The sequence below is a fragment of the Eubacterium ramulus genome, assembly GCF_045002895.1.
In the GTDB taxonomy this organism is placed as follows: domain Bacteria; phylum Bacillota; class Clostridia; order Lachnospirales; family Lachnospiraceae; genus Eubacterium_I; species Eubacterium_I ramulus.
Genome location: NZ_CP173382.1, coordinates 1135484 through 1160562, shown reverse-complemented (window position 1 = coordinate 1160562; position 25079 = coordinate 1135484). Strand labels below are relative to the sequence as shown.

30 protein-coding genes and 1 pseudogene are annotated in these 25079 nt (G+C 41.4%); 9 read left to right on the top strand and 22 right to left on the bottom strand.

All coding sequences use genetic code 11. The annotated features are described in order from the left end of the window. Positions 1-7 precede the first annotated feature (7 nt). From ACIRUQ_RS05370 to ACIRUQ_RS05360, 3 genes are all read left to right on the top strand, one after another. Positions 8-208, top strand: coding sequence for a hypothetical protein (locus ACIRUQ_RS05370; protein ID WP_055290123.1), 201 nt, complete (start codon positions 8-10; stop codon positions 206-208). Positions 209-478: 270 nt separating this feature from the next. Then, positions 479-2074 (top strand): hydroxylamine reductase, encoded by a 1596-nt coding sequence (gene hcp, locus ACIRUQ_RS05365; protein WP_172679882.1) that lies wholly within the window; start codon positions 479-481, stop codon positions 2072-2074. 278 nt (positions 2075-2352) lie between these two features. Beyond that, positions 2353-3264 carry a tyrosine-type recombinase/integrase gene (locus ACIRUQ_RS05360; protein ID WP_055290124.1) on the top strand — a complete coding sequence of 304 codons (912 nt, stop codon included), beginning with the start codon at positions 2353-2355 and terminating at the stop codon, positions 3262-3264. Positions 3265-3406: 142 nt separating this feature from the next. Here ACIRUQ_RS05360 and ACIRUQ_RS05355 read toward each other — a convergent pair whose 3' ends face one another. The 5 genes from ACIRUQ_RS05355 to ACIRUQ_RS05335 all read right to left on the bottom strand — a co-directional run bounded on the left by ACIRUQ_RS05355 (position 3407) and on the right by ACIRUQ_RS05335 (position 7603). Next, positions 3407-4051: a nitroreductase family protein gene (locus ACIRUQ_RS05355; RefSeq protein ID WP_055290125.1), complete on the bottom strand. Its 645-nt coding sequence runs from the start codon at positions 4049-4051 to the stop codon at positions 3407-3409. A gap of 93 nt (positions 4052-4144) precedes the next feature. Continuing rightward, a complete protein-coding gene (locus tag ACIRUQ_RS05350) occupies positions 4145-5053 on the bottom strand; it encodes a DUF4300 family protein (RefSeq protein WP_082432767.1) in 909 nt (302 codons plus the stop codon). Positions 5054-5371: 318 nt separating this feature from the next. Then, entirely contained in the window at positions 5372-6568 is a 1197-nt protein-coding gene (locus ACIRUQ_RS05345) for a hypothetical protein (RefSeq protein ID WP_055290126.1), read from the bottom strand. Further along, on the bottom strand, positions 6552-7046 hold the full coding sequence (locus ACIRUQ_RS05340; RefSeq protein WP_055290127.1) for an RNA polymerase sigma factor: 495 nt from the start codon (positions 7044-7046) through the stop codon (positions 6552-6554). The genes ACIRUQ_RS05345 and ACIRUQ_RS05340 overlap by 17 nt, the downstream gene beginning before the upstream one ends. Positions 7047-7231: 185 nt before the next feature. Beyond that, positions 7232-7603, bottom strand: a complete 372-nt coding sequence (locus tag ACIRUQ_RS05335) for an ATP-binding cassette domain-containing protein (RefSeq protein WP_055290128.1) — start codon at positions 7601-7603, stop codon at positions 7232-7234. 130 nt (positions 7604-7733) lie between these two features. On the opposite strand from ACIRUQ_RS05335, the pseudogene ACIRUQ_RS05330 reads away from it, so the two are divergent. Beyond that, a pseudogene (locus tag ACIRUQ_RS05330) lies at positions 7734-7880 on the top strand (type II toxin-antitoxin system YafQ family toxin); the annotation flags it as partial. A gap of 61 nt (positions 7881-7941) precedes the next feature. On the opposite strand, the gene ACIRUQ_RS05325 reads toward ACIRUQ_RS05330, so the two are convergent. From ACIRUQ_RS05325 to ACIRUQ_RS05305, 5 genes are all read right to left on the bottom strand, one after another. Continuing rightward, positions 7942-8097, bottom strand: a complete 156-nt coding sequence (locus tag ACIRUQ_RS05325) for a hypothetical protein (RefSeq protein ID WP_156330965.1) — start codon at positions 8095-8097, stop codon at positions 7942-7944. Next, positions 8087-9484, bottom strand: coding sequence for an ATP-binding protein (locus ACIRUQ_RS05320; RefSeq protein ID WP_242853595.1), 1398 nt, complete (start codon positions 9482-9484; stop codon positions 8087-8089). The genes ACIRUQ_RS05325 and ACIRUQ_RS05320 overlap by 11 nt, the downstream gene beginning before the upstream one ends. Before the next feature lie 251 nt (positions 9485-9735). Then, a complete protein-coding gene (locus ACIRUQ_RS05315) occupies positions 9736-10008 on the bottom strand; it encodes a nuclease-related domain-containing protein (protein WP_055290130.1) in 273 nt (90 codons plus the stop codon). Between the two features lie 87 nt (positions 10009-10095). Beyond that, positions 10096-10686, bottom strand: a complete 591-nt coding sequence (locus ACIRUQ_RS05310) for a DUF1294 domain-containing protein (RefSeq protein ID WP_082432769.1) — start codon at positions 10684-10686, stop codon at positions 10096-10098. A gap of 73 nt (positions 10687-10759) precedes the next feature. Continuing rightward, positions 10760-11041 (bottom strand): hypothetical protein, encoded by a 282-nt coding sequence (locus tag ACIRUQ_RS05305; RefSeq protein ID WP_055290131.1) that lies wholly within the window; start codon positions 11039-11041, stop codon positions 10760-10762. 258 nt (positions 11042-11299) lie between these two features. On the opposite strand from ACIRUQ_RS05305, the gene ACIRUQ_RS05300 reads away from it, so the two are divergent. Then, positions 11300-11425 carry a hypothetical protein gene (locus ACIRUQ_RS05300; RefSeq protein ID WP_278286220.1) on the top strand — a complete coding sequence of 42 codons (126 nt, stop codon included), beginning with the start codon at positions 11300-11302 and terminating at the stop codon, positions 11423-11425. Between the two features lie 339 nt (positions 11426-11764). Further along, positions 11765-12301 carry an RNA 2'-phosphotransferase gene (locus tag ACIRUQ_RS05295; RefSeq protein ID WP_055290132.1) on the top strand — a complete coding sequence of 179 codons (537 nt, stop codon included), beginning with the start codon at positions 11765-11767 and terminating at the stop codon, positions 12299-12301. A 73-nt stretch (positions 12302-12374) separates the two neighbouring features. Here ACIRUQ_RS05295 and ACIRUQ_RS05290 read toward each other — a convergent pair whose 3' ends face one another. Next, positions 12375-12740, bottom strand: a complete 366-nt coding sequence (locus tag ACIRUQ_RS05290) for a hypothetical protein (protein ID WP_055290133.1) — start codon at positions 12738-12740, stop codon at positions 12375-12377. A 151-nt stretch (positions 12741-12891) separates the two neighbouring features. Here ACIRUQ_RS05290 and ACIRUQ_RS05285 point away from each other — a divergent pair, with 151 nt between their 5' ends. Then, positions 12892-13140 carry a hypothetical protein gene (locus ACIRUQ_RS05285; protein WP_341437712.1) on the top strand — a complete coding sequence of 83 codons (249 nt, stop codon included), beginning with the start codon at positions 12892-12894 and terminating at the stop codon, positions 13138-13140. Positions 13141-13257: 117 nt separating this feature from the next. On the opposite strand, the gene ACIRUQ_RS05280 is transcribed toward ACIRUQ_RS05285, so the two are convergent. The 3 genes from ACIRUQ_RS05280 to ACIRUQ_RS05270 form a co-directional block, all read right to left on the bottom strand. Further along, positions 13258-14520, bottom strand: coding sequence for a hypothetical protein (locus tag ACIRUQ_RS05280; RefSeq protein ID WP_055290134.1), 1263 nt, complete (start codon positions 14518-14520; stop codon positions 13258-13260). A gap of 59 nt (positions 14521-14579) precedes the next feature. After that, positions 14580-16862, bottom strand: a complete 2283-nt coding sequence (locus tag ACIRUQ_RS05275; RefSeq protein WP_044963181.1) for a hypothetical protein — start codon at positions 16860-16862, stop codon at positions 14580-14582. Positions 16863-16940: 78 nt separating this feature from the next. Continuing rightward, a complete protein-coding gene (locus tag ACIRUQ_RS05270; protein ID WP_156330966.1) occupies positions 16941-17309 on the bottom strand; it encodes a hypothetical protein in 369 nt (122 codons plus the stop codon). A gap of 298 nt (positions 17310-17607) precedes the next feature. Here ACIRUQ_RS05270 and ACIRUQ_RS05265 point away from each other — a divergent pair, with 298 nt between their 5' ends. Both ACIRUQ_RS05265 and ACIRUQ_RS05260 read left to right on the top strand, forming a co-directional pair. Then, positions 17608-17871 carry a type II toxin-antitoxin system prevent-host-death family antitoxin gene (locus ACIRUQ_RS05265; protein WP_022036628.1) on the top strand — a complete coding sequence of 88 codons (264 nt, stop codon included), beginning with the start codon at positions 17608-17610 and terminating at the stop codon, positions 17869-17871. Further along, the gene (locus tag ACIRUQ_RS05260) at positions 17868-18200 is read left to right on the top strand and encodes a type II toxin-antitoxin system RelE/ParE family toxin (protein ID WP_021738820.1); all 333 of its coding nucleotides are present in this window, start codon (positions 17868-17870) and stop codon (positions 18198-18200) included. The genes ACIRUQ_RS05265 and ACIRUQ_RS05260 overlap by 4 nt, the downstream gene beginning before the upstream one ends. Positions 18201-18370: 170 nt before the next feature. On the opposite strand, the gene ACIRUQ_RS05255 is transcribed toward ACIRUQ_RS05260, so the two are convergent. The 8 genes from ACIRUQ_RS05255 to ACIRUQ_RS05220 form a co-directional block, all read right to left on the bottom strand. Then, positions 18371-18511, bottom strand: coding sequence for a hypothetical protein (locus tag ACIRUQ_RS05255; protein ID WP_021738819.1), 141 nt, complete (start codon positions 18509-18511; stop codon positions 18371-18373). A gap of 46 nt (positions 18512-18557) precedes the next feature. Then, complete coding sequence (locus tag ACIRUQ_RS05250) at positions 18558-19019, bottom strand: YaiI/YqxD family protein (RefSeq protein WP_021738818.1); 462 nt, start codon at positions 19017-19019, stop codon at positions 18558-18560. Positions 19020-19084: 65 nt separating this feature from the next. Continuing rightward, complete coding sequence (locus ACIRUQ_RS05245) at positions 19085-19711, bottom strand: DUF6088 family protein (RefSeq protein ID WP_021738817.1); 627 nt, start codon at positions 19709-19711, stop codon at positions 19085-19087. Positions 19712-19925: 214 nt separating this feature from the next. Continuing rightward, positions 19926-21221: an AAA family ATPase gene (locus ACIRUQ_RS05240; protein WP_070103958.1), complete on the bottom strand. Its 1296-nt coding sequence runs from the start codon at positions 21219-21221 to the stop codon at positions 19926-19928. Between the two features lie 109 nt (positions 21222-21330). Further along, positions 21331-21675, bottom strand: a complete 345-nt coding sequence (locus tag ACIRUQ_RS05235; protein WP_021738299.1) for a hypothetical protein — start codon at positions 21673-21675, stop codon at positions 21331-21333. A gap of 73 nt (positions 21676-21748) precedes the next feature. After that, positions 21749-23812, bottom strand: coding sequence for a PcfJ domain-containing protein (locus ACIRUQ_RS05230; protein WP_044962834.1), 2064 nt, complete (start codon positions 23810-23812; stop codon positions 21749-21751). 16 nt (positions 23813-23828) lie between these two features. After that, positions 23829-24512: a hypothetical protein gene (locus ACIRUQ_RS05225; RefSeq protein ID WP_341437717.1), complete on the bottom strand. Its 684-nt coding sequence runs from the start codon at positions 24510-24512 to the stop codon at positions 23829-23831. A gap of 15 nt (positions 24513-24527) precedes the next feature. Continuing rightward, on the bottom strand, positions 24528-25067 hold the full coding sequence (locus ACIRUQ_RS05220; protein ID WP_022036681.1) for a Cas9 inhibitor AcrIIA9 family protein: 540 nt from the start codon (positions 25065-25067) through the stop codon (positions 24528-24530). Positions 25068-25079: the final 12 nt, after the last annotated feature.

Here is a 25079-nt window from a genome sequence, read left to right as displayed (position 1 = left end):
TAAATTAGTGACAGAGGATGGCAAGGTTCGCTTTACCTTTGATGAATCACAGATTGAGTATGCACATGATACTTTAAGCGGTCAGTTCATTCATGCGGATGATATTCAGAATAATGAGAAAAATGCAGGTGCTGCTGCAAGAAGTGATGAGTATAAAGCAAAAGTACAGCGTTATGCTGAGGCTATCACAGCAGTAAAACCGGAATAATAAATTAAAAATATGTAAAAAATATAACAGGAAAAGTCCGATATGTTGTTTTAACAACATACAGGGCTTTTCTTTTTGGTTATAATGTGATCAGTATTTCGATAACAGAGTTTTTTACAAAATAATTTAGATATATAAAATGTAGTGATTTTGAATAAAATATGTTGGTTTATGCCAACCAAAGTCACATACATTCATGTTAAATTATTAATCACTGATTTTATCAAAAATATACCCAAAACATATTTACAGCAAAGGAGAATTTTTATTATGGAACAGAAAATGTTTTGCTACCAGTGTGAACAGACTGCCGGATGCAACGCTTGTACAGGAGCCGCAGGTGTCTGTGGAAAAGATGCAGCTGTTGCCGCTTTACAGGATGAACTGACCGGCGCCTTGATCGGTCTGGCAAAAGCCTGTGGAAATAACCCGAAAACAGAAAATACCGACCGCATCATCATTGAAGGATTATTTACAACCGTCACGAATGTAAATTTTAACGCAGAAACACTAACTGCTATGATCCAGGCAGTAAATGAAGAAAAAACAAAAGTTGTACCAAACTGCAGCAGCTGTATGTCACCATGTGGAAATACGTCCAACTATGATATGAAAAATCTGTGGAACGAGCCAGACGAAGACATCCGCTCCCTGAAATCCCTGATTTTATTTGGTATTCGTGGTATGGCAGCTTACGCTTATCACGCAATGGTTCTTGGCTATACAGATGAAACCGTCAACAGCTTCTTTTACAAGGCGCTATCTTTTATCAGCTATGATCTGGAAATGGAGCATCTGCTTCCGGTCGTTCTGGAAGTGGGAGAGGTAAACTTAAAATGCATGGCATTGCTGGATCAAGCGAACACCACTACTTACGGTACACCGGTGCCAACCAAAGTGCCGCTTACCATTGAAAAAGGTCCATTTATCGTTGTCACAGGACATGATCTCAAAGATCTGGAGCTTCTTCTGGAACAGACGAAAGATAAAGGCATCAACATTTATACACATGGAGAAATGCTGCCAGCCCACGCTTATCCGGAATTAAAGAAATATCCGCATCTGAAAGGAAATTTTGGTACTGCATGGCAGAATCAGCAAAAAGAGTTTGACCATATTCCGGGGGCAGTTTTATTTACAACCAACTGTCTGATGCCGGTAAAACCAAGCTATGCCGATCGTGTGTTTACCACAGAGGTCGTATCTTATCCGGAAATGGTTCATATCGATGAAAAGAAAGATTTTACACCGGTAATTGAAAAAGCTCTGGAACTGGGCGGATATGACACGGATCAGGACAAAACAGGCATCAACGGCGGTCATTTTGTTATGACCGGATTCGGACATGGAACCGTATTAAGTGTTGCCGATACTGTCATTGATGCCGTAAAATCCGGTGCAATCAGTCACTTTTTCTTAGTTGGCGGATGCGATGGAGCAAGAACTGGAAGAAATTATTATACAGAGTTTGTAAAACAGACACCGACAGATTCCATCATTTTGACTCTGGCTTGTGGAAAATATCGCTTTAACGATCTTAATCTTGGTGAAATCGGCGGATTGCCACGAATTATGGATATGGGACAGTGTAATGATGCGTACAGTGCCATTCAGGTTGCGGTTGCACTGGCAGAAGCGTTCCAGTGTAATGTAAATGAACTTCCATTGTCTATGGTGCTTTCCTGGTATGAGCAGAAAGCGGTATGTATTTTACTTACTTTATTACATCTTGGAATTAAAAACATTTATCTTGGACCAACACTTCCGGCATTTATTTCACCGAATGTGCTGAATTATCTGGTAGAAAATTATAATATTGCGCCGATCAGCACACCGGAAGATGATTTGAAAAAGATTTTAGGATAAAATATTTTAATCTATATAGCAAGTAGTCGGATAAATTAAATTATTCGACCACTTGTTAGTGGATTACCATGGAATTTTAGATATTTATGAGACGGGAGTGAAGCTCCTTATAGAACGAGATATAGAAATAACGAAAACAAAAGATAATGTTTTTATATTTTCATGGCTTCATAATTATGATATAATTTTTGTAATCTAATATAGTCGGATAATTAAATTTATCCGACTATATCAAGAAGTCTATTATTAAAAATAAAATATTATAAAGGAATCGAAACATGCCAAAATATAAAGAGGAGCAGGAGAGCAGATATATTTCACGAACGGTGGCTATTTTATCAGAGTTACCGGAATTTTGTACTGTATTTTATGATAAAAATCAAACTACATTTTTACCCAAAACACAATATGATTATATGAGAGCCATGCGGAGCTTTTTGACTTACCAGCAACAATCACATCCATATTTTAATGATCGTGAACTTGCAGACTATACGCTGGATGATCTGGAGCATCTGACCGTCAAAGATGCTAATAATTTTATCGAATGGCTACAGCAAACAATGTCTGTTTCATCTGTAAAAACCCGCATTTCCTGTATTTCATCCATTTTTACCTTTTTTGCGCGAAATGGGCAATTAACAGGAAATCCGTTTCTTTTTGCAAATCGACCAGATCAAGGCACCGATGTTAATAATGCGATGAAGAATACAAATAAAGAATATTTGGCAGGTATAACTGAAAAAGTTGAAAAACATAAATCTACAGACAAGAAAATTGATACAAATATAGATACAGATCTAAATGCAGACACAAATAGAAATCAAACATTGTCAGCAAAGAAAAAGCAATTTGATGATCAATATGGATTACGTGACGAAATCATTTCCCAAATTGTAAAAGAAACTGGAATTCGAATCTCTGAACTGGCTGAATTAAATATTCAGGATTTTGATTTAAGGAATCAAAGATTTTATGTTTACAGAACCAAACAGCGATCTACATGGATTACAATGTCTGAGGAATTAACAGATTTGATTAAAAGATATCTGGAAGAGCGATCGGCATATCTATTTGAAAAAGATGCTGAAGCAATGTTTTTGGTGACAATTGGTCGTTATAAAGGCGCAAGGCTCGGTGTTCGGTCGATAGAGCGCATCGTTTCAACTATTCGCAAAAGACAGCTTTAACGAATAGTTATGGCAATTTCAACGAGAAGAATCAAACAAAGTGTGTATGTTTTGAAAATTACTTTTCTTAACTTACACACTTTATTTTTCGCCTTCACGAATTGTGATTGTCTATATATTATATTATAACTCTGTCATCTGGTTACAACCAATGAATCTGTGTCGTTGCCCTTGGATGCTGCGGTGCATTATTATCTTTTGCATATCCAAGCACACATGCAAGAAATCCATACCTTCCAACCGGAAGTCCAAGCATATCGCAGAAATCCTGATTATTTACCATATTTTCTGTAACAGAAATAATCTGAAAATCCAGATTTAATGCAGTAGCTTTAATCCACATATTCTGCATCATATGTGCAAGACTCTGATGTTCTGCCCTTCTGGCACCACGCCACTCGGCCGCAATGATCAGACAGGGTGGATTTGGGAAGGTACTTTCCCCGCATTCCGCAACATGTTTCCACAATTTTTTGACCCCTTCTCCATTTTCTTTCAAAAAAGGATCTGTCTCTTCTTCTTTGATTCTTGCATCTAAATCTACCTGGCTCTGCTGCCTGATAAACGCATCTATTTGTTCCATTTTCGGATCATCCTTTTTAATTACAAAAAAATGGCGGAACGGTGTAACTGCTTTTGCATCAATGGACGCATATGGTGCGATACATCCAGCCTGGATTACTTCTTTGATTTCATCATCAGTCGGCACGTTCTCCGTAAATGCCCGACAAGTTTTTCTGGCATTTAATATACGATCTAATACCTGATTATCTTCTTTTGTAAACATATTTTATCCCTCGCGTTCAATTTTTATTTATTCATTATATCAAAAATATCCAATGTCTGTCTATAACGAGAGGTTACCGATTTTTATCCTCTGTTAATTATTTTTATTCGTTAATGTTCCCACATATTCTCCATTATTATATACAAATGGACCGGCTTCTCCCTCTTCTCCGAAATACTCCGGTCTCAGTGAAAGAATATTAAGCAATTCATCCATATTATGCACCTTTGTTGCCTGATACGGTTGTTCAAATGCAATTTTTTCTACAAATAAATAATATTCACTACATTTTATTAATAAACCAGTATGTCCTACGAAAATAACATCAGAATCCGGATCATATATTGCAATACTAAGCAGCGAGATCCTGTCACTATCTATTTGAAATCCATAATGCTTCCAGTTATCAGAAAATGTTGTTTCCGGATGTTTCTCATCAATAACATGCTTTTCCCCATATAGTGTAGTAAACATGTTTATCTTCTGTTTTATTATTTTATATCTGTCTACATTATCTATTGCTTCCGTATCGAACATCAAATACGTACCGTTATAGTCAGCTTCTGTTGATTCCGCGTGAAGCAGCCCATCCAGCAGAAGAAAGGCTGTCATTCTGCAATCGGTGTCTGAATAGTCATGATTTTTTTCCCAACCATCCATACATTTACCGGTATCAGTATGCATTTTTTCAGGGTCTGACCAGCTATCTTTTAACTTTGCATTCTTTCCGGCAGAATCTGCGAAATCAGTCACCCATTCTTGAAATGTATCTACATGTGAAGCTCCCGCAGAACTGAGTTCTTTGCAAATCTCTGTAATAGTATTGTTTCCTCCCATATAAGTTGCTGTTGGCAGTTTCTCTTTTTTTACGCCTTCCTGCTTAGATTCTTCAGTAACACTTGTTGCGACATTATCGTGATTTATCTCTTTACTTGCACAGCCTCCAATCCATCCGATACAAAACACCATGCCAATTATGATCGTAATTAGTTTCTTCTTCATTACAATACCTCATCTTCTTATTATTAGTACTCGCATGTACTTTTTCAGAGTATATTACTCTTTATACCATGTAAATAGAATATCAAAAAAATTAAAAAAATATTTATTTTTTGTTGTAAATACTATGCCTATATGCTTTTGTGATACCAGGACGGATAAATCGCTAACAATAGCATGCAAAAGTCTCCGTATGAGAAAAACACACAAAAGATACGGAACATCAGTTCTCTTTTTGACTATAATACAGCTAATAAAAGTGACAGAAGTTTTTTATCTCCTGCCACTTTTATTAGCTGTATTTTCATATGATACTTTTCACTACTTTACGTCTGCTATTATCTGTTCCAGGCTTCTCAATGCCCCCTGCTCTTTTTCATCTGACAAGTAGCTGTCTAACTCGTCCTTTGAAAATTGCCGAATCTGATAGAAATACTGCTGTGTGCAGCTATAACTTATAACACAGGCATCTGCATCTGTCACAAAGATATAATTTACAATTCCTGTTCCAAGCATCTGCTTTTCATTTCGCATATATTCGATCTGTTTTGCAGTCCACACAGCATTTTCTCCCATATATGCATGCGCAATCTTCTCTGCATCCAAAAAAAGTCCCTGGTACTGTGCTGCATTTTCCGCTATTTCTTTGGAATAATTTGAACCAGTGTCTTTTTCCGCTGAAACAGTCTTTATTTCTCCATTCTGCAGATTTACGGATACCATATAGGAAATACCTGCCGCTTCATCCCGATAAGTAATATGATCTGTTGTAAATGTCTCTCCATTTTCGTCTAATGCCTGATAATGTTCTGTTTCGACTGCAAGCGTATCCGTATCAATCCCATATAATTGATTCAACAAAGTAGATGCTTTTTCTAACGCTTCCTCTTGGGAAATTTCTGTCACATCATCTACTGAAGCATTGGTTATATCTGCATCTTTTTGTCCCTGTGCTGTCACACTGTAATCTCGCTTTGCATAAAAATCGATCAGTTCCAACATCTGCTCATCATTCAATGCTTTCTCTGGCAGATAAAAGATACTATCCTGAGCCCAAAAACAGATCTGATCTGACACAATTTCAGATTTATCCGAAATCTGCAAAATGCTTCCATCTGGGAATAAGCCTTCTGTCTGATATTTTTCTGCCAGTTCATTCAGCCGCTTTTGCTCCTTTTGTGATAATTCTCTGGAAAATGTATCTGCATCCGCTTTGGCAGCATCCGTCCATAAAATTTCCTGCTCCTTTTCAGAGGTCTCCTCCGCACGCTGTTTTGCATAATTCATTCCAGCGCGCACCCCACCAGTGCCACAAACTCCAACGCATAATATAACGCAAGCTGCTGCAATCATTTTCCTTTTTCTCTGTTTTTTCTTATTCATATGCAACTCCCCTTCACAACATTTTTTGATTTGCTCCTGTACCATTGTCTGGTAATCTTCCGGCAAAATCACCGGATGCTCCTTTACATGCTCCCGAATCTTTCGATCCATTTTTTCATCAGATAACACGTCCATGCTCCTTTCCGTCCTCTATCCATTTTTCCAGCTGTTTTCTCCCGGATGAGAGCCTTGTTTTTGTCGTTCCTTCCGGAATATCTAACAGTGTACTGATCTCCCTTACCGAAAATCCCTCATAATAATAGAGAACCATGACAACGCGCACATTTTCCGGCAGTTCCAGAATTACTGACCATAAATGGTCTTCCGCTGTTTCTGGTTCCTGCTCGTATTGTTCCGGATCAGCAAAAAGTACAACTTTCTGTCGTTTCGTGATCGCCGAACGGGATACATTGATCAGAATTTTCATCAGCCAGGATCTTGCACTTGTACGTTTCCTGAGACTTGTCCGGTTTTCAAATGCACGCACGATACATTCACTCACTGCATCCTGAGCATCTGCCTGATTTTTCAGTATGGAATAAGCCAGCACATACATTTCCTTTTGATTTTCCAAGATCAGCTTCGATAATTCTTCCTTATTCATTACACTCATATAAGTTTGTCCACCAATTCTCTATCATTTTCCGTTACATATATAAGACAGTTGAAACCTGCAAATGGTTTTCTAAAATTCATATCAAGTCGAATATGCATGTTATCTGCATCTTTTTATGCAGAAAATTACAGAGAGCAAAACCCTCTGCAATAATCAATCTCATTATTTTCATCCTCTCCTTGCTAAATCTGCTGTTTTATACTATTTACATCCAATTTTCCATTTTCCATCTCATACACTTCATCACACAAAACTTGAATATCCTCTGCATTATGACTTGCGATCACAATCGTTTTATGATCATTCTTCATGGATAGTAATAATTGTCGAATTTCTTCTACACCATTTATAATCACACCTGCATCTGGAAGATAATCCACATCTTTTCCGATCACTTTTTCATCAGCTAACACGATTCCTGATGTTGGGTGAATAAATCCACAGACACATTTCATCAACATTGTCTTTCCACTTCCATTGTTTCCCACCAGACCATAGATTTTCCCTTCCTGCAGTTTCAAGGAAACATGATCCAAAATCTGTCGTTTATTCAAATTTAATGAAACATTTTTTATTTCTGGGTAGATAAGAAAGGAAACTGTGTCGATGTCAAAGAAAAATAGGATAAAATATGACTTTTTCGAGAGAAAAGCTGGCGGAAGGCACGCTCGTGGATGAAATTTCAAAGACCATTCCCTTTCTGGCAATTGGGCAGGACATAGAGAATGTCACTTACAGCCGGATTGGCTGCTTATCTATCGTTATGAAGATGATGTTCTTGTGCTTACAATTTCCCGAACCGGAACTCATAGCGACCTATTTAATATGTAATGTGCAAATTAATACAGACATAGCAAAAGCTCCGCTGCCCACTACGGCAACGGAGCTTCTTCTATACATCTGGGATGGAATCCGGTGTGTCGCCCACCGGCAAGTATTCTACAGTATTATTATTCCCCTGTGCACGGGAAAAGAGGCCATCCGTTCCCTCTCCGAAGGCAGTCAGTCCCTGCTGCTCCTGTCCGATACATGGAAACCTAATGCACATCTATCACATTATCTTCGTTTACAAGCACCAGATTCGATGTCTCCCTTGCGGCATCCAGCATTCGTTGTGTAAATCCACTTTTACTAAATACCCCATAGATAACGTCATAAACCGGATATGATTTTCGGATTTCTCCCGCATCCAGGACTTTCTCTTTCAGTGCATAATATACCGGAGCATCTACCGGGTTTCTATGATCTTTGCACTCTCCTGCAAAGATTCGTTTATTCTGATTATCCACTGCCATGACATCTATTTCCGTATCACCAGTATAATCATTTAACCAATAGGCTCCGATCCGGGACGGGACAAAATCTACAACACCTCGTTTACACAGATTAGCAAAAATATCTTTACAGATATCTTCGTACGCAAATGCAACGAACTTCGTCTCAAAATCCTTCTTCATCTCTTCCAGCACAATCTGCATATTGTCCAGTTCCAGCTCGCCCTTGTATGGATACACGTATTTAAACCAAAAACGGATAAAATTATCAGCAATGAAGTATAAACCTTTTCTGGATTTTTCCGGATTTTTTTCTGTAACTGGCGTTCTTTTCTCTACAAAGCCCAAATCAGAAAGCGTAGAAAGATATGGTGTCAGCTTTGAAGATTCTATTCCAAGCACTCCTGCTATCTTTCCAATCTTATGATTGCCATCTGCAATTGCCTTAATGATAGAAAAATAATTAACTGCTGTCATTGACTCGCTTTTTAGCAAAAAGAACGGTTCTTCATACAAGAAACCATTTTTGGAAAGAACTGCATCTTTTATTTGTTCTGTCAGTTCTCTTCCATCCTCGAAAAATTCCAGATATTTTGGTACACCACCAGTTACGGCGTATTGTTCCACCGATTCGGTAAATGATAAACTCTGAACTGCATAAATATCCGTAAATAGTAACGGAGCTAATCGCATTTGCGAAGTTCTACGACCATATAATGGGCTGTCATAGGATAATGCATGCTTTTGCATCATTCCAATGAGCGAACCGGATAAAATCAGCATCACATTCTTATCCTTAAGCACTTCATCCCATGCGTTCTGCAGGATGGATGGGAAGGCAGAGTTGGTTTTCACCAAATATGGAAACTCATCAATTACAAAGACCTTCTTTTTTTCTGGTTCGTAATCTGCAATCACCTGAAATAAATCCAGCCAATCCGTAAAGGTCGCATTCTGCAATAAACGATTCTTTGTTGTTCGCGCGACAACTCCAGCCAAACGCTTCATGCTCTGGGATTCAATTTCTTCCGTGGCCAGAAAGTAAAAAGCTGTCTTATCTTTCAAGAATTCTTTAATCAGTGTGGTCTTTCCTACTCGGCGGCGACCATAAATAACGACAAAACTACTATCGCGACTATATTCTGATTCTAACTTTTCCATTTCACGTTTTCTACCGATGAATTTCATTTGTCAGGCTCCTTTTTATAAATAATATTATTATAAGTTTATTTATTATAAGTTATTTTATATAATACCGCATTGCATCGAAATGGTCAATATTACGGTTCTTGAAAAGAAAAAAAGCGGGCTTGGTGCAAGCACCAGTCCCGCAAAAAATGTATCGTTTTTGTTCTCTGCTATTATTATGCCCTATTTGCAGCAAAACTACAATTAGAAAATGTGTTCATTTTTTATTCAAAAGAATTTGATTCTTTGCTTTCAATTACAAAAATTCCCTTCTGAGTAATAAACAAAACATCTATTTCCGATGTCTCGTTATTATCTTTTGGAATATATACATTTCGTAATACCTTTCCCTTTCTGCCTAATAGATTCAACAATTTCAACTCACGCGCTGTATATGCCTCTCCTACTTTTCCATTTACAGCATCCTTACCTCCCATGGCATCTATTGTCTTATCTACTACTTTGTCTAATATGCAATCCAATAAACTCTTTCCCACTTATTTATCCTCTTTTCATTCCACTCTCTGACATGGATTTAGTCAATAAAACATGTTCTCGAAAATAACCTATAATGACCACTACGTCTACCATCCCGTATTCATTGCATAGAATAAAACAACAATTTGCGTTACAATTATCAGCGGCATTCCAACTGTGAAGTAATCCTTTTGTGTCTTGTGTCGGAACAGATACATAGAAATGAGTCCGCCCACAGATCCGCCGGCAAATGATAATCCCAACAGTGTTACAATTCTGATTCTGGAACGATTTGCTCTGGCATTGGCCTTATCAATCGCAAATACAATGAATGTCACAAGATTTATCACTCCAAGATATATCAGCAATATCCGGTGTTCTGCAAAGAACTTCCAAAATGCAAACGTAAAATGCTCTGCATGATGCCCTTTGAAAATCAACAGCACAATCACTTGGATGACGAAAATACATATAATAAACACCCGCGACATCATATTTTCCTTTTCCGCTTTCCTGTCAAAAAGTAAAATCATAAGCAACATGCCAGCCGAACCGCCAAGTAAAGATACAATCGTCACTACCACATCTATCTGTCCTCTTGCAGTATGTCTGTACAAAAGCATATTAATCAGATAAACCAATGCACCAATGACATTGATTGCCAGTAAATAATATTCTAATTTTCCTAATTCTGCCATTTTCTTCTGTTACCTTCCTGGAAAAGCGTGATACTGAATATTAATTTCTCTATCGTATTCAAGCATCAATATCTCACAGTATCTCCATATTCATCCTCAAAGTATCCGCTTCCATCACTGTTACGGTGCCCCGTACTACCATCCGCTCCGCGAAAGCGTCCAGTTCCATCTGAGTATATATGTCCTTCGCTTCCATCAGCTCCATAATAATATCCGCTTCCATCAGAATATATCTGAGCTTCACTACCATCAGCTCCATGAAAATAACCGCTACCGTCAGAATATATCTGAGCTTCGCTTCCGTCAGAACCATGGTAATATCCACTACCATCGGAATATATTTGATAATCCCCATCTTCATCCTCATTATCTATAAAACCATAGTATTTTGAAAACAAAAATGCGCGACCTCTATCTTTTTCTTCCATATGCTCACACTCCACAGTCTTTTCACTTATTGTACTAAACAGATAAAATAATCGCAAGTAAATAGCTCAACCACCGGTTCAATGCATTCGCCCCACCGCCATGTTATTATAAATAGAGGAAATAATGGAGGTAACATATGAGTAAAGAAATTGTACTGAACTGATGTGTAGAAATCCCGGATGATATGTCGGAAGAAGCTTTCTGCGATGCTTTCATTGACTTTGTAGAGAGCCATGGTTGGTATTACGGTGGTGGAATCTATGAATATGATGAGAAAAGAGACGGTAATGTGGATTCCAACGAAGAATAATAACCACTGCTGCCGGATCTGATGCATCGCACATTGAACCAACGGTTCATTTGACAAACAATTTATATGTGATATGATAGCAGTAATTGCGGTATATATTTGCGGATATATGCTTAAAGGAGCTAGAGAAATCTGGCTCTTTTGTTGAAAACACAGGATACATAATCAGTAATGCTTGCGCTGGTTACTGTATCTTTTTCTTTACTCTTTTTTTAAATGTCGGTTTCGAAAATTGAAAAATTTTAAAGTTTTGAAAGCGGCAAACTGCAAAAGTGGTTGATACACACGATATTGCGGACTGGCTACTGAACAAATAGCTACAAAACAGGAGGTGTTACCATGAACCTAACAAATCTGAGCCGATACCTAAGCCTCATTCTACGGCACAAACCGGAGGCTATCGACATTACCTTAGATGAACATGGATGGGCGAACGTCCATGACCTGATTGATGGTATTGCGAAAAATAATCCAGGATTCGACATGGATGTACTGGAAGAAATTGTGCGTACAGACAATAAACAGCGTTACTCTTTCAATCCCGGCAAGACATTAATCCGTGCCAACCAAGGACATTCCATTCCGGTTGACGTGGAATTACCTGAAATGGAGCCGCCAGAACTGCTCTTCCACGGAACCGGTGAAAAATATGTAAGTTCCATTCTGCAGCAGGGACTAATTCCGAAGAGCCGATTGTATGTCCATCTCTCCAAAGATATTGATACAGCAGTAAAAGTTGGAAAAAGACATGGAAAAGAGGTCATTTTTCAGGTAGCGACCGGACAGATGTATCGTGATGGCTATAAATTTTACCTATCAGTCAACGGTGTCTGGTTAACAAAAGAAGTACCGGTAAAATATTTACAAAGGCTGTAACGGATCTGGCAGCTACATGTAACAGATAGGCTTTATCGATAACACCTGCTGCCTGCAGTCGGTCATCAACATATTACTGTAGAATGTTTTTCTTATATCTTTCATCACCTATTGCATACAGGATTCTCCGGCGTTCTTCCATTTTGCTGCTAATCTCATCAATATTCTGCTCTACTGCTGCTTTCATGTCCTCCAGATTTTCACAATGGTTAAGATGCGCAATATTGTCATACAGATGCTTCACAGAATCAATACTGTTCATCCACTTGTCATCGTTGGAATAGCAGCATAGGATATTTTCCACCATTCGTTTATCTTTTCTGTCATGTTTGTACACCCAGCAAAGTACAGAGCATCGCATTTTCTTGCTCTTACTGATAGAAAATTGTACATCCACGCTGTGACCGTGCAGATCCGCTGCCTTCAGTTTTTCTTCCATAAACTTTTTCAGCTCTTGTTCCAATCATTATTTCTATTCTGAGTGATACATGCAGGTCACCGATAATAGTAGGTTTAGATTTTTCTGAAATAAAAGGAATTTATTTGGAAGTCTAGCGGATCGAATGGGGCGAAACATATGGGAGACACGATTGGGTCGATATGAAAAATATCCAGTAAAAGATGCCGCGCTACTGATGACATCTGCAGATGATTTCTTTTGTACTTATGAACAGGCGGTATCATATTACAAATTCACTGTAATTAATTATATCGGTTTTCACGATAAGGGAATGCTTTTAGCTGGTGGCTGTGGTGATACAAATGGAAAGCCACAGATTGATAAAACCAATCATCTGAAAGATGCGTATGCGTTTGGCTTGAATATTTATAAAAATTGAGATATAATAGCAAATCGGTATTGACCGAGCTCTTTGAGCGAGGGATACTTCTTGTCCGAAGGGCAAGAAGGTGGAACTGAGAAAAATTAAAACAATCGGAATTTGCAGATTGGAGAATTATGAGAGCAGAAGAATTGTGGAAAACATATTGTGAGAAAGAGAAGAGATCTTATTGATGCTCTGTAAATCCTCTTTGGTCATCTGCTTGTGGATCTTTGCCGGGCTCCACTGGAGCAGGAAGTCCTTGGCGATGCTAAAGAAGCCAAATACACCCTGATCCTCCGGTGCCGGATCACCCACAAGGAATCTCAACAGCCGGATTGCAAGGTTTAAGCTGTTTTCATCTGTAACAAAAGCATACTCCCTGGACTGTGTCTGTACCATGGATGCCACCGGTTCCTGCAGGGATATGGTATACTGGCAGGTGATGTAACGGATGACTTTCTCTGTTGTTACGCTCTCACTTTCAAGCTGCCACCATTCCCCATCGGAAAGCATACCATCCCCGTTTTCCATATGTTTTTGAAATAAAGCTTCCCAATGCTCTTTTGTTTTTCCACCGATCCCCGCAAGCTGGTCCATTTCATCCAGATAATAGCGTTTCCCTGTATCCAGGTACTGAAATGTTTTCACTTCCGGTCCGCAATAACGGTAATAGGCGCGTGTAGTCACTTCCTGTGTCGTCTCTTCCCGCACAAGGTCTTCCCCTCTCGCCCAACTCCCCCATGGGATGCTCTCGATCAGAACGGGTAAGTCTGCTTCCAACACGCTCCCGTCCCCATTTTCCATTTTTGTAATATCCTCTGTCGTACAGGAATTTTGGATCAGTGGCAGAAAATACTTCTGATAGGTCCCATTGCTCCAGAAGGTATCATAATCAGACACCAGCGTATAGCCTTCGTATACGACTTTTGTCCCGTCTGCATCCACCATCGGCTTCCGTCCTTCCCCGGTTACTTGCGTATGTGCTTCATACACCCCATTATAATCTGCATCTACCGCATCATAGAGGGATTTTAATGTGCCTGCCGAGGGCAGCATATGGAAAGTATCATACGTTCCATACCGGCTCCCGTCAAAATCTGCCAGCAGGGCAGAAATGGAAGCTACATGCCCGGCATCTGAAAAATAGGTATCCATGACAGCCGTCAGGTTTTCCGTTTCAATCTGAAACATCTCACTGGTATAATCAGCAGAATTTGAAAATCCTAATTGTGAAAAGATCACCCCAAACAGGCTCCCAACCACAAATAGAAAGCCGATCAGCACTGCAAGAATCGTTACCAACACTTTTACGATAAACAGTTTCGGATTTGTCGCTGCACTCACTGCCTGTCCTGCAAACCAGGCAGCCCGCTGTGCTCCTTTGTTCTGTTCCATAAAACTCCTTTCTTGCACAGACAGCCCCATTCCATACCGGAATGAGGCTTGTCCGTTTATCAGGTTCCATCCCCCACACTGCCATCATTGTTCAGGTGGGTTTTGGTATCATATTTATTCTGAAAAGTTCCATTTTTAAATGTAGTCGCATTCGCATACGCATTGACCGCGCGGTTTGAACTTCCTTCATGGATCTTCAAATACGTGGTATCATCCAGCCGCACACAAGATTCCGGATTCTGCTGTGCGTAAGTTTGCGTCACCCTGGTTCCGCTAAAAGAATGTACCGCGCCCTTTTGATCCGCATAGATGCCATGCATTTCCCCGTTTCCGACGGTATGCACCTGGAAGCCCTGGTTTTTCGGCATTGCCGCCACGCCAAAGGAGCGTAACCCTGCCTCATCTGCCAATGCCTGGTTTGCTCCACCGCCTTTAAGCTGTGCCGCCGGGAGTGGTTTTGGAGCTCCTGCATAGATATCTGCCCGGTCAGCTCCGACTGCAGTTGCGGCGTCTTGTATCGAAGCGTATGCCTGACCGCCAACCGTTGCTTCCCATCCACTTTCTGTTTTGGAAAATTCTGCCGGATGAATGGCTCCGTCTGCTCCATGGAGTGCTCCATAAGCCTTTGCATTTTCTCCTGCCGGACCGGATACGGCATGTTCTGACAATCCTGCTTCAAACGCTGCCTGATCTGCCAGGTTTACATCGGATGCCGCGATCTTTGCCATGTCAAACCCTTTCATGTCGGACCTTCCATCGTACACTGCCATGCTGTCTGCCCCCAGGGCAGCCGCTGCCTGCTGTGGAGTTTCATAGGATGTGCCGCCTACCAGCGTATTCCATCCACCGGCATCGTTCTTCTGGAATTTCGCGGCAAACTGGGTATCCTCCCTCTGGAATGCCCCGTAAGCCCGCTCTTTTCCGGGCTTTCCTGCCGCATGTTGCTCCAGTGCGTCACCGGTCTGCTGCAGATCATACGGATTGATCCCCTGCACACCAGTCAGTCCATGCACCGCATCCGCACCTGACAACCGGTTTCCGGTGGAGAGTTCCCGCCAGCCATCTCCATTTGCTTCTTTCGTTATATTTCTTGCGCTGATGCTTCCATCCGGGGCAGTACGCATAACTGCCATGGAACTGTTCTCTTTTGTTGGCACTTCCCCCTGTTGTGTCTGATACTGCTTTCCACCAAGTGACTCAGAAAATGCCTGGGTATTTGCCTTTACATCGTTGGAAATTTCGCTCTCATTTAACAGTTCTGCTGCAGGAGCAGCCGTTTTCCCTTCCGCCAAGGTTTCGCCGCCTGGTGCAGAAGTTCCTTTTGTTTCTCCACCGATAGGTGTCCCTTTTGCCATCTTTAATGTCTGGAACGCTGTTTTTGCCGAGTTTACAACCATCTGCTGTCCCTTAGACGACAATCCGGCAGATATTCCGCCAATTCCGATCGGCAGGCGGATCGGTTGCATCCCGGTACTGAGCAGACCGATCTTCTCCAATAACTGATCGAGATACTGGAAAAAATCATAAATACCAAGGGTAATGCAAAACAATAAGATGTTGTCCGCAATCAGATCCGATTCCCATAGCAACGTCTGCATCATCGACCAACAATAGATATACGTCATCATGCCGGAAAAGAGCATGGACAGCGTCGAGGAAATATACAGTTTCAGATAATTCTGTGCCATCTGGCGGGTACTGTTAGAACCAATCGTGCAGATACCAACTGGTGCCAGCACACGCAGTAACTGATAACGCACATAGCGTTTCACGTACTGTACCATCAGTTTGAGATACCGCCACCCAAGGACTGCTGCCAGTACAATGCCGATCAGCATCTGCAATCCGCTCAGACCGATGCCTGAGGAAAAATTTAAGGAACTGGTTACCCCGTCATCGCCAAACTTCTGGTCTGATAAAAGTGCATCCAGGGAAAAATTAGTGGAAAACTCATGTGTCACACCATCCATCCAGCCCCATGCCTTTGCAATGAGGTCTGAAAACAGGTTTAATACCGGTTTTACATTAAATACAAGGAAAAATGCCACTACCGACCAGAGGATCAGGGGCAATGGTTCATCTACTGCCCCCTGTACCTTCTTTGCAAACATGGAACGGTACAACTGATATGCCATGATACCGATCACACCCGCAACCGCCAGCGGTCCGATCACATCATCCACCAAAAGGTCTAACAGGTTCATTTCCCCTTTGTTAAAGATATCGTGAAATTCCCCGGTTGAAAGCGTCAACGTCCCGGTAAACCACTTCGTGATCAACACAAATGCGCCATAGACCAGGTCCTTAATGACTTCCAACAGGGCATTTACAAGCCATGCCATACTATTCCTCCTTCCAAAAAATCTCCCATGCATGAAATGCACAGGAGATCTCTCTATCAGGGAACTGGTTCCTACCCCTTAATATAACGATGCGTTGTCCCCAATTCCAAGGTTTGTAGTAACAAAATAGATGATGGATGCCATCAGCATGATCGCGATCCAGCAGACAGCGATCCGCTTTAACCAGGCGATAGATTCTTCCACCGTATTTCTGTTTTTCGAGAAAAACATTAAATACAGACAAATGCCCGCCACACAGCCCGCCGTTACAGATGAAATCCCTGCAATGGATTTATACAGGGTATTCATCATCCCTTTGGCTTTTGTGAAGATATCGCTTCCTTCTGTCGCATGCATCTGTACTACCGCCATGCTCCCAAGCAGCATGACTCCTTCCAGGCGGATCGCAGCCGCCTTTATCCTTTTCTTCCATACGTTCTGATCCATGTTTTGATGTTCAGATATTCTTCGTGTAAGTGCGTACATTTTTGTTTTTTTCCTCCTATGATGTCAATTTGCCGGAACCTGTCCGGCTATATGTTTGATATACGTCACTTTTGAAAATGTGGAAACTAGCAAGGGATTTTTGAAAGCCCGCCGGGAGCATTCCCAAAGAGACTTGTTCCCCTCTTTACGTCGGATACCTATGAATCGTTGTGTTTCTCCTGCTAATACGAATGGGATATCCGTTGACTATATAGCAAAATTTGTGTATAATTTTGTTATCAAACAAGGAGGTGCTTTTATGCCAACCATCAGATCAAGTGCTGATTTAAGGAATAATTACAATGAAATTTCCACATTTTGCCATAATTATCCTGAACCAGTTTTCATTACGAAGAACGGAAAAGGCGATCTTGCTGTCATGAGCATTGAAGCCTACGAAGAACTGACCAGCCGCTTTGAACTATATAGCCAAATCAAGGAAGGAATGGACGATATTGCCACAGGCAACACCAGACCATTTTCTGAAGCTATGGCGGATATCAGGAGCCGTCGCCGTCGATGAGCTATCAGATTCATATCACGTCCACCGCAGAACACGATATTATGCAGGCAGCGGATTACATCGAATTTACCCTCAAAAATCCGGATGCCGCGGAGCATCTGTTAGATGCTGTGGCTAAGCAGATAGGCTCATTAGCCGACCTGCCACAGAAGTTCCGTCTGGTAGATGAGCCGGTACTTGCAAGTTGGGGCATTCGTTTTGTGATCATCAATCATTACCTTGCCTTTTATACGATTGATGAAGAAAAGCAGACAGTAATCATCGTCCGTTTTCTTTATCAGAAAAGTAACTGGTCTTCCATTCTTCGACAGGGATTTTCCCTCATGTAAGGAATCTGTTTGTATGCAGGTTCCTTTTTTCATGCAATCTTTTCTATCTAATCAGCCATAACCTGTTGTATATGTCACGTCTAATAATACGGAAACAAAAAGAGACAGCCGAAGCCGTCCCGTTTGTTATACTACATGATTCAATTTTTCCTATCCAGGATTTTCAGAAATTATAATGATCCCTGTTGTCCCATAAGCAGTTTCAGTTCATTCAGATTCAGCCAGCCTTTGCCGTCCTTTACTGCATCTTCCGTTTCCTGTAATTTTAGCAAAAGTTCTTTTTCCGCACATTCACGCTCATAATTTTCCATGCGCCATCCTCTCCTTTCTGAAATCAATCACCATCTGCCTTTCCGTTTAGATCATATCCACAGCCTGTTGAGCCATCTGTACCATTTTTTCAAATGCCTGTGCAAAATGTTCATCATCCTCACCTGTCCGCTTTTTCGGACCTTTGATGTGATTTTTGCTGGAGCTTCGTCTGGCTTTTTTATTTATATGCCGTTCCATCAGCATCTCATCGATATTTTCATCCGTATACCACTTCCCGGACTGGTGGATCGCATATGCTCCTTTTCCAAGAGCCATTGCTGCCACACCATAATCCTGTGATACTACAATATCCTCTCTATGGCACAGACTGATCAGTTTATAGTCTACTGCATCTGCTCCCGCGCCAACCACGATCACTTCACTATATTCAGATGCAAGCACATGGTTCGTATCACAAAGCAAAGTAACTGGCACATCATATTTTTCAGCTATTTTCTCAACGATTCCTACAACCGGGCAGGCATCGGCATCTACAAATATATTCATATTTTCCACACTTTCTTTATTTACTGTAACACCATAACACAATCATTTTTGCTAGTCCTTTATCACTATACAAAAAACTCATATAAACCCATTTCATAAATTGAACGGTATGTCCTGTCTGGATATTGCCTGATATAAAGGTCCACATCCATTTTACAAATTTGCTCATCCACAATATACCGTTTTATACGATCAATATACACTTCATTATTTTTATCCATATACAACTCTACGTCTTTGAGAAAATCTAAGAACTGTAATATTTTATAATTTTCCTTAGTAACAGGGATTTTTGCTTTACGAAGAATCACTTTTCTTCCCTGCAAGTTCACCTCTTGCACTTTCGCACTTGCATTATTTGATACGATTTCTAATGTATACGGCACCTGTGTAATAACTCCAAGCTGATTTGCGAACGTATAACCAGAATAATAACCATCAATCCTTCCGTTTCTGGAAACGTATTTATATCTTGCGACGGTATCAGCCCCAAGCGGGACACCTCCCGTCAGCCGACTTTCTTTCGGGAGATAATAAATACCAGTATCAAATCTCTTAATCTTTCCCGAATCACATAGTAAATTAAACATCTGCCGGAGATTGGCATCTGATATCGAAATCTGAAGATCAGAAACAAAGATAGGTTCATTCGGTTTATAATTGGAAATCAAATATTTATATAACTTTGTCATAAGCCTATCCTAACAACTTTTTCTTATATTCAACATAACATATTTTGATCCCTTCTGCCAAATTACATTATACTCATTTTACATATTCAAATAAACAAAAACAGGCTCTGATTCAGAATCTCTCTAAATCAAAGCCTGCCTGATACGTTTGCTACCTAATTATGTTTTTCCAACCAATTATCTGGATATTTCAAAACACTTTTCTATACAATGTTTACATCTGCTCTAAATCCAGTTGTATATGCATCGCTGTAAGATCAGGATCATCCCCAAGGATTTCATCCAGGTTTCCAAGGATCTCATTTGCCAGTGTATACTCTTGTGCATCGATTGCATGATAGAACTGCTCAAATTTCTCCATAATGTCATCCGGACGCTCTTTTACACGCATAATCGCACGCAAAATACTATTCGCATCTTTTCCATAGGTCTCTGCAGGTGCCGGTAATGCCTGATAGTTTTCCAGGACAACCACCTGCTCCCTTGCTACTGAATTGATCACTTCCGGAGCATTTGTACTGACAACAAACTGAACATTTGGGAAAATTTCCGTCAGGTCATGTAAGAGCTGTTTCTGCCATGCCGGATGAAGATGAAGATCCACCTCATCAATCAAAATGATTCCATCCGTTTTTTTGCAGACTTCGCCCAGGCACTGAGGGTTCAATACTGCCATACGATATGCAATATCTGCTACCAGACTGATCGTGCTTTTATAGCCATCACTCAACTGGTTTAGTGGGATACACATGCGCATTCCCTGTGCATCCGTATAAGCAACATCAATTTCCTTGGTTTCTATATTGTACTGAATCTTTGCATCGTTAGAACCGGTGATCCGATTGCAGCATTGCTCCATCGCGGAAAAAACTGCTTCCAACTCCGGTACTGGTCCATACCCATTTTCCTGGTTCTGGTATTTTTGCACTGTCATTTTCAAAAACCAGTTCATCATCAATTTGATATTTGCCGTTCCGCTCATACAATCAATGTAACCGTTCGTTCTTGTATTTTTTTCAGAAATGTCCGCCTGCTTTTCACGATGATAATCCCATTGTCTGCCTGTACCATAGTAAGCAATGATCGGCAACAGTAATGAGGTATCCCCTTCCTGGAGCCGTTTCTGGTAATCTGATGCAACTTCCAGGATCTGTTTGGCATCTTTTATCGTGGTTTTCCCTTTTGCAGTATTTAGCGTTCTCTCCCAGTAAATCTCCGGTCTTTCATCCAACTGTGCCCATGCACCTATCCGAACCGGATACTGTGGCTGCACGTTATCGGTACTTCCGATCTTATATGCCTTCAGATGAGCACTTTCCTTCGTGATGTTCATAGCTTTTGCTCCATCAAAAGCCGTAAACATGGTACTCATTGCAATGGCAATGCTTTCCAACAGAGATGTTTTTCCGGCACCATTCGCACCAACAACCAATGTCAGTTTCTTTTGTAAGTCAGCCTCGACTTTTTCAAAACATCTAAAATTCTCTAAAGAAATCTTTTTCAGATACACTTTCTCTGTCTCCTGCACACATCCTTTTGCAGATGCGCTTCCATCTCCTTTTACCTATCTACTAGCATATACTATTGTTTCAAATCAATCAATTTATTTTGAAAACTTTCTATGCTTCCATCAGGTCAGCTCCTAAAAATAGGTCGGGTTGGTCCTCAATGACATATTTTTCATTGATTTCTCCAAAAGTTTCCTCTAGCCAATCACTTGATGTGCCGTAAGCAGTTACATGGGTGCATGAATCAATAGATGTAAATTCATACCCCTTCTCTTTTAAAACATCTGCCCATATAGGAACGTCCTCATAATTAGCTCCGTTGATAAAAATCTCGCAGGATATTTTCTCCAACTCTGACAACACTTCTGCCGGAGCATCTGTTCTAAATACTAATAATTCTCCACCCATGCCAGTTCCATCTGATAAGGTTATTAATCTTTTTTCTGTTTTTTTCATCTATGTTTCCTCATATTTTTCTCATATTTTTCTTGGTGATATGTATATTAACGAAATATGCCTTTGTAAATCTTTATGCTTCCATCAGGTCGGCTTCTAAAATATCCGCCAGCAGTTCCCCTGCATGGCTTCCGCCATGGACGGTGACTTTGTCGTTACGCAGGGACTCCAGTTCATACATCCTCAACTGACGACTGATCTCCTGTCGCTCAAAATCTTCCTGTGAAAGCCTTGGTCTGATCGCCGCCTGCCACTTTTTCAAAAACTTCTCTGCCCGGTGATAATCATTATTCTGATTATCTCCCACCGTCCGCTTCTGGCGTGTCGTTCCATCCGGTTCGATCTCCAGCGTATAATAGGGTTGCTCCATTGCTTTTGTCCGACGCAGGAACACAATATAGGACTCCTGGTTTGCAATCCTCTCAAAATAGCGGTCTGAACGGTCAAGACAATGTTTCAATGCCTGTCCTTCCTCTATGATCTGCTCAATCTTTTCCGGAACCACAATCGAAAATGTCTTTCCAACATACTCATATTTTTCTTTGATGGATGCCAGTACCGTTTCCACACGTGGAAATTTATTAGCGATCTCTACAACCCGGAGCCCTTTCTCCTTTCCTCCACACTGGGAGAGCACTTCGCGGTGCGCCAAAAGCAGGTCGCGGGGACGTAAGACCATATCCTGATCCATCGGCATCTTCAGATATGCCGCCATGGAAAGGTAATCTTCCCAAGTGCCAAGCAGTTCCCGCATGTGCCGTCTGCCCTTGCATCCAGTCGCCTGCCGTTTCAGGTAATTATAGATGACCGTCGGAGATAACGGCACACCGGAAATATTTGCAGGCTCAATGCCTTCTTTTGCCATTCCACAGATAACCGCATTGGGAAGTGTAAGATGCTGTTGCTCCATATACTGAAACCACAGTATCTCCTCTTTTCCCCCATTGATCTGACGTAATCTGTGAAAGGCATCCTTCGTAAGTCCAAATAACTCCCATGGTTTTTTTGCTTTCAGATTCAGCTTTGACAGATCCATCTGTAACGCAAGTTTCCTAAGTCCGGATTTGACCATCTGCTCCAATACCGGATATTTTTCATAGCGCTGCAGATATTCGATCGGGGAAAATCCCGGTTCTTTCTGTAACTGTTCCAGTGCCGAGTATTGGTATTTTGTACCTTTGGTAAGGCTTTTGCGAAACGTGTAGGGATAGATGGGACCATTTTCGATCCGTATCATCCCACCTGGGTCAAAATAACCAAAATTGGCATCGTCCCAGAATACCTCTCTGGTGAGATAACTATATTTCGCATAGAAAGTCCTCTCCTTCCCATGCCGGAGAAAGATTCTTGCACTTTCCTCACATCCATACTTTTCCTTGGCAACCGCCAGTTTCATCCAGCTTATGAAATGCCGTTCCACATAACCGCCTTCCACACGCTGGAACAGGATCACTTCCCGTTCTTTATACTGAACCGGACGCGGATTTTTATGTTTATAATCCATGCGGCGTGTCCTGGTCTTTGCGTTACACTTTGGGCAGATATACGTCTGGTTTTGCTGTATGTTTTCCACTACGGACTCCTGCCCGCAGTTGGAGCAGATCCCAGTCGTCTGTTTTCGCCGTCGGAACGGCTCATAAGTAAACAGATGTTCCTCACACTGTTTTCTCGCCCATTTACTAAATCCTGATGGGATCTCTGGCACCAGTGCCTGAAACTCCTGAATCCGGTCTCTTCGGATCTCGTGTTTGCGTTCCATCAGCTTCTTTTGGCAATCGTGTTCTTTTAACCCGATCCATCCGCACAGATTTTCCTTTTCTACCCCGGTTCCGCCATCATCATAGGAAACTGCCTGCTTTACCAGTAAGTCTGACTCGATCACTTTTGCGATCTGCTTTTGGTCCCAACTGTCCGGCAAAACCACGTATGTCTCATGTTTCTTCCCCTGAACGGTAACCGAAGTTCCTTCCGGATAATAATTGGCATATTCCTTCTTACCGATGCAGACCCGAAGCTGTGGTTTGTCAGATACAAAATCGACGATGAGATACATCCCATCGTCGATCACTGCTTTCCTTATTGCGATACTATGTTTTTCTTCCGGCCATGGATAGCCTTTTATCACTTGTCGTTTCATATTTTCCTTTTCCTCCTTATATAAGCACTTCATTTCCGTTCACGTCATAATAGACATCCGGAAGATATCGTTTCCCGTCTACCACACACACCGCGATCTCTGTGATCCCACATCCATCCGGTGCTTCCCTGGCAAGCCCTAATACTGCACCCAGACCACCCTTGGCTGTCGGATTTTTTCCCCGGCTGACTGCCATCTGGTTGCGGTCTGCAACTGCACGTTCTCTCTTTACATTGGCATTCCAGTTACGTGTAGGATGCTGTACCATATAGACCAGTGCCACATAGATGTACGCCTCTTTTGTCATCTTTTTTAGCAACCGGAGCCTTGTGCATGCAATCTTGGAATCACAGGCATCCTCGTCAATGTCTCCATCTGCCGCCACCATGTAATATACCGCCTGTTCCCATACCGGGTAGTAGCTTAAGCAGTCCAGCGGATCTTCCGCGCAGTGAAAACCTGTCTCCCTGCATTTTGCCTCCTTGATCTCATTCCACTTCTGTAACTGGTATTGGTATGTACTGCCGCCTGCCTGACAGGACAGGTCCGGTCGGAATGCCTTATATGCGATCTTCATATATCCCCTTTCCCAGACAGCCTTCTTGCTGCCTGTCTCCATTTTCTTTTTTGTAACAGCAGACAGGGAAAAGATCCCCGTCCAGGGCATCTCTGCCTTGCCATACAAAACAGGTGCTGCCACATTTCTCATTTTTTCTTATATCTGAAACAACGATAACTGACCGTCCAGCTCCTTGCGTCTGCTCTTTTTTACTTTGGATGGCTTCAGGTCTGGCGCATCGCCGCCTTCTTTTCCAAGCAGACCATCCAGCAATGGTTTTGCCGGCTTTTTGACCGTCCGTTTCTTCTTTTTAGAAGTCTGTGCCGCTTCCTGCTTCTGCATTTCTTTCTCATACGCTTCCTTATCGTCAAGCTCATAATACTCATCGATCCACTCGAACAACACATCGGAAGAAACCGGTGTCACGATCGGGGCTTCCTGCTTCCGGGCAAGCTCCTTTTCCTTCTCCGTCGGCGTGCGGATCTCCATGATCTTTTTCATGGCATACTTCATGCAACGCGCAAAGCTCTTATGGGACAGTAACACCCGCGCTGCATATTCCGGACTTTTCTCGCACCGTTCCTCCAGCTCCTCAAAGATGCAGTCAAACTGTGCCCTCATCATGTCCCGATACGAATTGTTAACGCTTTCCAACAATTTCTCCTCTTCCTGTTTCAGTTTTTCTTTTACTGTCATGTTTTTTCTATC

Excerpts from the sequence above, each read along its gene's own strand:
- ACIRUQ_RS05250 (WP_021738818.1), bottom strand. The coding sequence starts at position 19,019 with ATGAATATATTTGTAGATGCCGATGCCTGCCCGGTTGTAGGAATCGTT.
- ACIRUQ_RS05310 (WP_082432769.1), bottom strand. The coding sequence starts at position 10,686 with ATGGCAGAATTAGGAAAATTAGAATATTATTTACTGGCAATCAATGTC.
- ACIRUQ_RS05275 (WP_044963181.1), bottom strand. The coding sequence starts at position 16,862 with ATGGCATGGCTTGTAAATGCCCTGTTGGAAGTCATTAAGGACCTGGTC.
- ACIRUQ_RS05350 (WP_082432767.1), bottom strand. The coding sequence starts at position 5,053 with ATGAAGAAGAAACTAATTACGATCATAATTGGCATGGTGTTTTGTATC.
- ACIRUQ_RS05305 (WP_055290131.1), bottom strand. The coding sequence starts at position 11,041 with ATGGGGATTATCAAATATATTCCGATGGTAGTGGATATTACCATGGTT.
- ACIRUQ_RS05340 (WP_055290127.1), bottom strand. The coding sequence starts at position 7,046 with ATGAGTGTAATGAATAAGGAAGAATTATCGAAGCTGATCTTGGAAAAT.
- ACIRUQ_RS05265 (WP_022036628.1), top strand. The coding sequence starts at position 17,608 with ATGCCAACCATCAGATCAAGTGCTGATTTAAGGAATAATTACAATGAA.
- ACIRUQ_RS05300 (WP_278286220.1), top strand. The coding sequence starts at position 11,300 with ATGTCGGAAGAAGCTTTCTGCGATGCTTTCATTGACTTTGTAGAGAGC.
- ACIRUQ_RS05320 (WP_242853595.1), bottom strand. The coding sequence starts at position 9,484 with ATGGAAAAGTTAGAATCAGAATATAGTCGCGATAGTAGTTTTGTCGTT.
- ACIRUQ_RS05260 (WP_021738820.1), top strand. The coding sequence starts at position 17,868 with ATGAGCTATCAGATTCATATCACGTCCACCGCAGAACACGATATTATG.
- ACIRUQ_RS05355 (WP_055290125.1), bottom strand. The coding sequence starts at position 4,051 with ATGTTTACAAAAGAAGATAATCAGGTATTAGATCGTATATTAAATGCC.
- ACIRUQ_RS05360 (WP_055290124.1), top strand. The coding sequence starts at position 2,353 with ATGCCAAAATATAAAGAGGAGCAGGAGAGCAGATATATTTCACGAACG.
- ACIRUQ_RS05235 (WP_021738299.1), bottom strand. The coding sequence starts at position 21,675 with ATGAAAAAAACAGAAAAAAGATTAATAACCTTATCAGATGGAACTGGC.
- ACIRUQ_RS05220 (WP_022036681.1), bottom strand. The coding sequence starts at position 25,067 with ATGACAGTAAAAGAAAAACTGAAACAGGAAGAGGAGAAATTGTTGGAA.
- ACIRUQ_RS05295 (WP_055290132.1), top strand. The coding sequence starts at position 11,765 with ATGAACCTAACAAATCTGAGCCGATACCTAAGCCTCATTCTACGGCAC.
- ACIRUQ_RS05230 (WP_044962834.1), bottom strand. The coding sequence starts at position 23,812 with ATGAAACGACAAGTGATAAAAGGCTATCCATGGCCGGAAGAAAAACAT.
- ACIRUQ_RS05325 (WP_156330965.1), bottom strand. The coding sequence starts at position 8,097 with ATGTGCATTAGGTTTCCATGTATCGGACAGGAGCAGCAGGGACTGACT.
- hcp (WP_172679882.1), top strand. The coding sequence starts at position 479 with ATGGAACAGAAAATGTTTTGCTACCAGTGTGAACAGACTGCCGGATGC.
- ACIRUQ_RS05245 (WP_021738817.1), bottom strand. The coding sequence starts at position 19,711 with ATGACAAAGTTATATAAATATTTGATTTCCAATTATAAACCGAATGAA.
- ACIRUQ_RS05270 (WP_156330966.1), bottom strand. The coding sequence starts at position 17,309 with ATGGATCAGAACGTATGGAAGAAAAGGATAAAGGCGGCTGCGATCCGC.
- ACIRUQ_RS05290 (WP_055290133.1), bottom strand. The coding sequence starts at position 12,740 with ATGGAAGAAAAACTGAAGGCAGCGGATCTGCACGGTCACAGCGTGGAT.
- ACIRUQ_RS05280 (WP_055290134.1), bottom strand. The coding sequence starts at position 14,520 with ATGGAACAGAACAAAGGAGCACAGCGGGCTGCCTGGTTTGCAGGACAG.
- ACIRUQ_RS05345 (WP_055290126.1), bottom strand. The coding sequence starts at position 6,568 with ATGGACGTGTTATCTGATGAAAAAATGGATCGAAAGATTCGGGAGCAT.
- ACIRUQ_RS05255 (WP_021738819.1), bottom strand. The coding sequence starts at position 18,511 with ATGGAAAATTATGAGCGTGAATGTGCGGAAAAAGAACTTTTGCTAAAA.